Raw genomic sequence first — 6,930 nt, 5'->3', positions numbered from 1 at the left:
GCACGAGCGCCGCCCCGGCACGCGGACCCAGCGTGCCGAAGAGGCCACCGCCGTCCGCCCACGGCCAGCTGTCGGGGTCCAGCAGCCAGCGCAGGGCCAGCGCGGCCTGCGCGAGGCTCCACACCGCGGCGGCGAGGAGGGGCCGGCGCAGGCCCGGGGACGTCCCGGCGGTCGGCGCGGGGGGTGGGGTGCGGGGGGCGAGGAGTTCCACGGCGAGCCTCCGGGCAGGTGGCCCGGGCGGCTCCCGGGCGGTGCTCCCACGCTCGTCCCGCGCGGCGCCGGGCGGCTCCCCCGCGCGGGGGATCCCGCTCCTCCCGGCGGGGGGTCGCCGCGGCGGACGTCGGCGGGGCGCGGTGGGCCCGGGCGTCTAGGCTCGACGACCGTGAGCGCCCTGGACGGAGTCAGCGAGACCTTCGACCCCGACGCGTGGGCCCAGGTGCCCGGTTTCGAGGACCTCGCCGACCTCACGTACCACCGGTGCGTGCTACCCGGCCCCGCGCGCGGCACCGTGCGCATCGCCTTCGACCGGCCCGAAGTGCGTAACGCGTTCCGCCCGCAGACCGTCGACGAGCTGCACCGCGCCCTCGACCACGCCCGCCGCACCCCCGACGTCGGCTGCGTGCTGCTCACCGGCAACGGCCCCAGCCCCAGGGACGGCGGCTGGGCGTTCTGCTCCGGCGGCGACCAGCGCATCCGCGGCCGCTCCGGCTACCAGTACGCCGCCGGGGAGACCGCCGACACCGTCGACGAGGCGCGGGTGAAGGCCGAGGGCGGGCGGCTGCACGTCCTGGAGGTGCAGCGGCTCATCCGGTTCATGCCGAAGGTCGTCATCGCCGTCGTGCCCGGCTGGGCCGCCGGCGGCGGGCACAGCCTGCACGTCGTGTGCGACCTGACGCTGGCCAGCGCCGAGCACGCGGCGTTCAAGCAGACCGACGCCGACGTCGGCTCCTTCGACGCCGGTTACGGCTCGGCGTACCTGGCGCGGCAGGTCGGGCAGAAGTTCGCCCGGGAGATCTTCTTCCTGGGCCGGCCGTACTCCGCGGCGGATGCACACCGGATGGGCATGGTGAACGAGGTCGTCCCGCACGCGGACCTGGAGCGGGTCGCGCTGGAGTGGGCGGCGGCGGTCAACGGCAAGTCCCCCACCGCGCAGCGGATGCTGAAGTTCGCGTTCAACGCCGTCGACGACGGCATGGTGGGGCAGCAGGTGTTCGCCGGGGAGGCGACCCGGTTGGCGTACATGACCGACGAGGCCGTCGAGGGCCGCGACGCGTTCCTGCAGAAGCGGGAGCCGGACTGGTCCGCGTTCCCCTGGTACTTCTGAGGGCCTGCCCAGCGCCCCGCCACCGGCCGGCCTGACCTACCGTGGCCGCCGTGGCGGAGGAGCAGATCTGCATGCGGTGCACGCGCCCGGTGGCGCTGGCCCCGGAGGACTACGAGCTGTTCGAGCGGATGCACGGCGTGTGCTTCCACTACGACTTCGAGCACGACGCCGACGTCGACGCCGACTGCGGGGTGCCGGGCTGCCCGTCGGGTCTGCTGCCGCCCGGGGCACCGGGCCCGGCGGCGCAGCAGGCGCTGGCCGACGTGGCCGGTGCGCTGGCCGGTGGCTGGCGGGTCGAGCCGCAGGGGCCGGCGGAGCTGCTGCTGACCCGGGGCGGGGACGTGGTGCGGGTGCTCGTCGCGGAGGGCTGAGCCCGGCCCGCCCGCCGACCCCTCCCAGGGGTTCGACCGCTGCACCGGGCACGCCCGCGCGGCGGTGGTCGGCGCGCAGCACGAGGCCGCCGCCGAGGAGGCCGCCGTGCGGGCGGCCTAGGCTCGGCGTCGTGGCGCTGGCGGCGGTGGTGTTCGACCTCGACGGGACCCTCTTCGACCACCCGGCGGCCGCCTCGGCGGGGCTGCGCGGGTGGCTGCGGTCGCTGGGCCGGGAGTGCACCGCGGAGCTGGAGGCGGCCTGGTTCGCCGCCGAGCAGCGCCACTTCCGCGCCTGGCGCGAGGGGCTGTGCGACCACGACGAGCAGCGCCGGCGCCGGCTGCGGGACGTGCTGCCGCTGCTGGGGCTGCCCGTGGGGGACGACGCCGCGCTCGACGGGCAGTTCCGCGACGGCTTCCTGCACGCCTACCGCCAGGCCTGGCGCGGCTACGACGACGTGGCCGGCGCGCTGGACGCCGTGCGGGCGGCGGGGCTGCGCACGGCCGTCCTCACCAACGGCCCCGCCGAGCAGCAGAACGCCAAGATCGAGGCCATCGGGCTGGGCGGGCGCCTCGGCCCGGTGCTCACGGCCGACGAGCTGGGCGTCGCCAAGCCCGACCCGCGCGCCTTCGCAGCGGTCTGCGAGCGCCTGGGCACCGCACCCGGCGAGACCCTCTACGTGGGCGACGAGCACGACGTCGACGTCCTGGGGGCGCGCGCGGCGGGGCTGCGCGCCGTGCACCTGGACCGCACCGGCAGCGGGCCGCGCGAGGAGGCGGCCCGTCTCGGCACGCTGCTCGACCTCGCAGCCCACCTCGCGGCCGAGGACCCCGGCGCCGGATCCCGCTGAGCACCCACCTGGCGGGCGCTCAGCGATGAGTCCGGCGGCGCGGCGGGGTCCGCACGAGGAGCACTCCCGAGCGGAAGGGGACCGCGATGCCCGGCACGAGCCACGACCCCGGACCCGTCGCCGAGCTGGACGCCCGGTTCAGCGAGCCCGGCGCGACACCGCTGCCGTGGTCGCAGGTCGAGGCGGCGCTGGCGGGGGCCGAGATGTTCTGGCTGTCGACGGTGCGCCGCGACGGCCGCCCGCACGTGGTGCCGCTGCCGGCCGTGTGGCTGGGCGGCGCCCTGCACTTCTGCACCGGCGAGGCCGAGCAGAAGGCGGTCAACCTGCGCGCCGAGCCCCGCTGCGTCCTGGCGACCGGCACGGGCCGCTACCGCTCGGGCCTCGACGTCGTCGTGGAGGGCACCGCCGAGCAGGTGGTGGACGAGGCCCTCCTGCACCGGCTCGCGGCGCGGTGGCTCGCCGAGCTGGACTGGGTGTTCGAGGTGCAGGACGGCGCGTTCCGGGAGCCGGGCAGCGACCTGCCCCCCGCCCCGGTGTTCGGCGTCGCGCCGCGGAAGGTGCTCGCCTTCGGGCGCGACGGCTCCGCCACCCAGACGCGCTACCGGTTCGCCACCACCTGAGTCCCCACCCACACGGCCGATCCGGAACGCCGCCGGTGGTTCCGATGTTCAACCACATCGGGGTGCGGATCGGTCGGGGGGGGTACACGTGCGGCAGTGGTGGCGGTGGCTGCTCACGGTGCGGCACCCGGACCGCCGCGTGCGCCGCCGCGGGACCGTCCTGATCGCCATCGCGGCCACCACGGCCGCCGGCCTGCTGCCGCTCGTCGCGCTCTTCCCGTTCATCGTCCCGGCCGGCGGCCTGGCCTCCGGGCTCGTCGCCGCCCTCTGCCTCACCTTCGCGGGGGTCGTCGCCCTCGCCCGCCGCGGGCGCACGACCTGGGGCGGCGCCGTGCTGCTGCTGACGTGCGCCGCGGCGATCCTCGCCGGTGCCCTCATCGCCGGCAACGCCTCCACCCACCCCGTCTTCGTGATCGCCCTGGTGCTGCTCGGCGGGCTCGTCCTGCCGCCGCGGGCGCTGCCGCTGCTGCTCGGCGCCGCGGTGGGGGTGGACCTCGCCCTGCCGCTGGTGGTGGGCGGGCGCACCACCGGGCTGGACTACCAGCAGATCGCCGTCTTCTGCGGCATCGTCACCGCCTTCGCCGCGCTCGTCGCGACGGTCAACACGCGGGTGGTGGACCGCGCCTTCGTGTCGGCCGACCGGCAGCGGGAGCGCGCCGAGCACCTCGCCGCGGAGCTGCAGGAGGCCAACGCCGACCTCGAGCGGCGCGTCGCCGAGCGCACCGGGGCGCTCACCGAGGCGCTGGCGCGGCAGGCGGAGCTGACCGCGCAGCTGGCGGAGCTGTCCACCCGCGACCCCCTCACCGGCCTGGGCAACCGCCGCCGCCTCGACGCGGAGCTGGACCTGCTCGCCGGGCGCGCCCCCGCGCCGCTGTCGCTGGCCGTGGCCGACCTCGACGACTTCAAGCGGGTCAACGACACGTTCGGCCACCACGTCGGTGACGTCGTGCTGCGGCGCGCCGCCGCCGCGATCGCGGATGCCTGCCGCTCCGGCGACGTCGTGACGCGCACCGGCGGGGAGGAGTTCGTGCTGCTGCTGCCCGGGGCGGCGGCCGAGGACGCCCGGGCGCGCTGCGAGCGGGTGCGGGCCGCGGTGGCGGCGGTCGACCTCGACGACGTCGTGCCGGGGTTGCGCACGACGATCAGCCTGGGCGTGGCGACCGCCCCGGCCGGCACCGACCGCGAGGTGCTGCTGCGCCGCGCCGACGACCTCCTCTACGCCGCCAAGCGCGCCGGCAAGGACCGGGTGGCCTGCGCACCCGCCACCGTGCCCTGAGGTCCGCTCAGTCCTGCAGCACCGGCACCCGCCGCCCGCGCAGGTAGCCGTGCAGCTGCGCCACCGACAGCGGCGGGCAGTACAGGTGCCCCTGCGCGAGCGGGCACCCCGCGGCGCGCAGGATCCCGGCCTGCTCCACGTCCTCCACGCCCTCCGCGACGACGTCCAGCTCCAGGGCCAGCCCCATCTTCACCATGCCCTCCACCAGCGCCCGCGCCCGCCGGTCGGCGGCGATGTCGCGCACGAACGTGCGGTCCACCTTGAACGAGGAGAACGGCCGCTGCCGCAGGTAGCCGAGGGAGGAGAAGCCGGTGCCGAAGTCGTCGATGCTCAGCCGGGCACCCGTCGCCGCCAGCTCGTGCAGCACCTCCGCGGACTCCTCGTCGATGAGGACGCTCTCGGTGACCTCCAGGTGCAACCGCCCGGCGCCCACCGCCCGCACCGCCGAGGCCACCCGCGCGGGGAACCCCGGCTGGCGCAGCTGCACCGGGGAGACGTTCACCATGAGGTCCAGCGGGTGCCCGGCGGCCTCCTGCAGCACCGCCGCGTCCCGCGCCACCGTGCGCAGCACCGCGTCCCCGATGCCGACGACCGTGCCGCTGCCCTCGGCGTGCGCCACGAACACGTCGGGCATCACCAGCGCCGCCGGGGCCCCGCGCGCTCCCCCCGCCGGCCGGCGGTCCCAGCGCACCAGCGCCTCCAGCCCCACGAGGGAGCCGTCGGCGAGGGACACGATCGGCTGGTAGTGCACGGGGAAGTCCCGCGGCAGGGCCTGCTGCAGGTCCTCGATGACCTGCAGGCGCACGAGGTCCTCCGCGAGCAGCTCGGGGCGGAATTCCACCCACCGGTTCTTGCCCGCCGTCTTGGCCCGGTACATCGCGGTGTCCGCGTTGCGCAGCAGCGTGCCCTCGTCGTCACCGGCCCCGGCGCGCGCGACGCCGAGGCTGCCCTGCACCCGCACCACGTGCCCGCGCATCCGCACGTCCGCGCGCAGCGCCCCCAGCAGCCGCGAGCACAGCCGCGCCACGTCCGGGCAGTCCGGGACGAGCACGCCGAACTCGTCGCCGCCGAGGCGGGCCACCGTGGTGCTCCCGCGCAGCACGTCGAGCAGGCGGCCGGTGACGATGCGCAGCAGCTCGTCGCCGGCGTCGTGGCCGAAGCGGTCGTTGACGGCCTTGAAGCCGTCCAGGTCCAGGTACAGCACGGCGAGGCGGTCCAGGCGCTGCCCTTCCCGGGCGCGCTGCAGCGCCGCGGCGAGCCGCTCGGAGAACAGCAGCCGGTTCGGCAGCCCCGTCACCACGTCGCGGCGGGCCAGGGCGTGCATCTCCTCCGTCACGCCCGCGCGGAAGAACGCCGCCTCCCCCACCGACGCCAGCGCCTCCAGCGCCCGCGCGTCACCCGCCCGCCGCGCGGGGTCGCGCCGCTGCGGGGCGGTCAGCCACAGCCGCTCCCCGGGACCGGTGACGACGGCCGCGCCGCACTCGCCCGGTCCGGGCGGCTCGTGGCCGAGCGCCGCCAGCGGCGTGCCGACCACCATCCGGGCGTGCGCCCGCAGGGCCCGCTCCAGCTCGTCGCGCCGCCCCAGGGTGTGCAGGGCGGTGGCGGCGGCCAGCAGCGCCTCGTTGCGCCGCGCCACCGCCCGGGACTCCCCCATCGTCCGCGTGGCGGTCATCGTGACGAGCAGGGGCACGAGGAGCAGCAGCGCGAACCACGGGGACAGCTGCTCGGCCACGACCGCCCCGAGGTAGCCGAGGTGGCCGACGGCGACGACCGTGGCGGCCGCCGGCGCGGTGCCCGCGCGGGTGAGCTCGGAGTGCACCGGCACCTGCTCGGCGAGGGCGACGGAGACGGCGGAGACGAGGAGGTCGGCGACCAGGTAGACCCCGATGCCCGCGCTGACGGCCACGGCCTCGGCCAGCGTGCCCGAGCCGCCGTCCCCGCACACGGGGTCGAGCAGCCGGAGGACCTGCAGGGCCAGGGCCCCGCTGAGCACGCCGATCGTCGCGTTGAACGTGCGGCTGGACCACCGCTTGCGCTGCAGCAGGCTCGTCGGGACGCGGCACAGGATCCACACCAGCAGGGCCGCGGGCGGTGGCAGGAGCACGCCGAGGAAGACGAGGAGACCCACGTCGAACTGCACCTCGACGCCGCTGTGGCGCAGGCTCAGCGGCAGCGGGAAGCGGGTGAGCAGCTGGATGAGGACCAGCCCCACGAGCAGCGCGGCGGCCGCGGTCGGCAGCGCCCCGGCGTCGGCGGTGACCGCGAACCACGCGACGGCCGCGACGACCACCGCGGCCGCCAGCGCCGCGAGCGCGCCGTCGAGGACCCGGCTCGCCACCGGGGTCCCTGCTGGTTCGGCCGCCATCCGCCTCCGTCCACCGCGACGTTCCTCCGCACCCCGCACCAGGTGCACGGCACGTGAGCAGGCCGGGGCACAGAGTGGCAGGAGGGGGTGCCCGCGCTCAACCACCAGATCCCCGGGGACGCCGCG

At 76.9% G+C, this 6,930-nt stretch carries 7 protein-coding genes; 5 read left to right on the top strand and 2 right to left on the bottom strand.

Going from position 1 to position 6,930, the window contains the following annotated elements; genetic code table 11:
- Window positions 1-211 (bottom strand): hypothetical protein (locus tag ABEB16_RS07170; RefSeq protein ID WP_425560122.1); only part of this gene is annotated, 211 nt, incomplete at its 3' end.
- 171 nt (window positions 212-382) lie between these two features.
- Between ABEB16_RS07170 and ABEB16_RS07165 the strand changes: the two genes are divergently transcribed.
- From ABEB16_RS07165 to ABEB16_RS07145, 5 genes are all read left to right on the top strand, one after another.
- A complete protein-coding gene (locus ABEB16_RS07165; RefSeq protein WP_345711574.1) occupies window positions 383-1,324 on the top strand; it encodes a 1,4-dihydroxy-2-naphthoyl-CoA synthase in 942 nt (313 codons plus the stop codon).
- A gap of 50 nt (window positions 1,325-1,374) precedes the next feature.
- On the top strand, window positions 1,375-1,695 hold the full coding sequence (locus ABEB16_RS07160) for a hypothetical protein (protein ID WP_345711573.1): 321 nt from the start codon (window positions 1,375-1,377) through the stop codon (window positions 1,693-1,695).
- A gap of 131 nt (window positions 1,696-1,826) precedes the next feature.
- Window positions 1,827-2,543, top strand: coding sequence for an HAD family hydrolase (locus tag ABEB16_RS07155; RefSeq protein WP_345711572.1), 717 nt, complete (start codon window positions 1,827-1,829; stop codon window positions 2,541-2,543).
- An 86-nt stretch (window positions 2,544-2,629) separates the two neighbouring features.
- Entirely contained in the window at window positions 2,630-3,163 is a 534-nt protein-coding gene (locus tag ABEB16_RS07150; protein WP_345711571.1) for a pyridoxamine 5'-phosphate oxidase family protein, read from the top strand.
- 88 nt (window positions 3,164-3,251) lie between these two features.
- Window positions 3,252-4,439: a GGDEF domain-containing protein gene (locus ABEB16_RS07145; RefSeq protein WP_345711570.1), complete on the top strand. Its 1,188-nt coding sequence runs from the start codon at window positions 3,252-3,254 to the stop codon at window positions 4,437-4,439.
- Window positions 4,440-4,446: 7 nt separating this feature from the next.
- Here ABEB16_RS07145 and ABEB16_RS07140 read toward each other — a convergent pair whose 3' ends face one another.
- A complete protein-coding gene (locus tag ABEB16_RS07140) occupies window positions 4,447-6,777 on the bottom strand; it encodes a putative bifunctional diguanylate cyclase/phosphodiesterase (RefSeq protein ID WP_345711569.1) in 2,331 nt (776 codons plus the stop codon).
- Between the last annotated feature and the right edge of the window lie 153 nt (window positions 6,778-6,930).

This window comes from Kineococcus glutinatus (genome assembly GCF_039542765.1).
Lineage (GTDB): Bacteria > Actinomycetota > Actinomycetes > Actinomycetales > Kineococcaceae > Kineococcus_A > Kineococcus_A glutinatus.
This window is presented reverse-complemented; position numbering and strand designations above follow the sequence as displayed.

What these genes read in the sequence shown, in the direction of transcription:
- ABEB16_RS07150 (WP_345711571.1), top strand. Translation starts at nt 2,630, where the DNA reads ATGCCCGGCACGAGCCACGACCCCGGACCCGTCGCCGAGCTGGACGCC.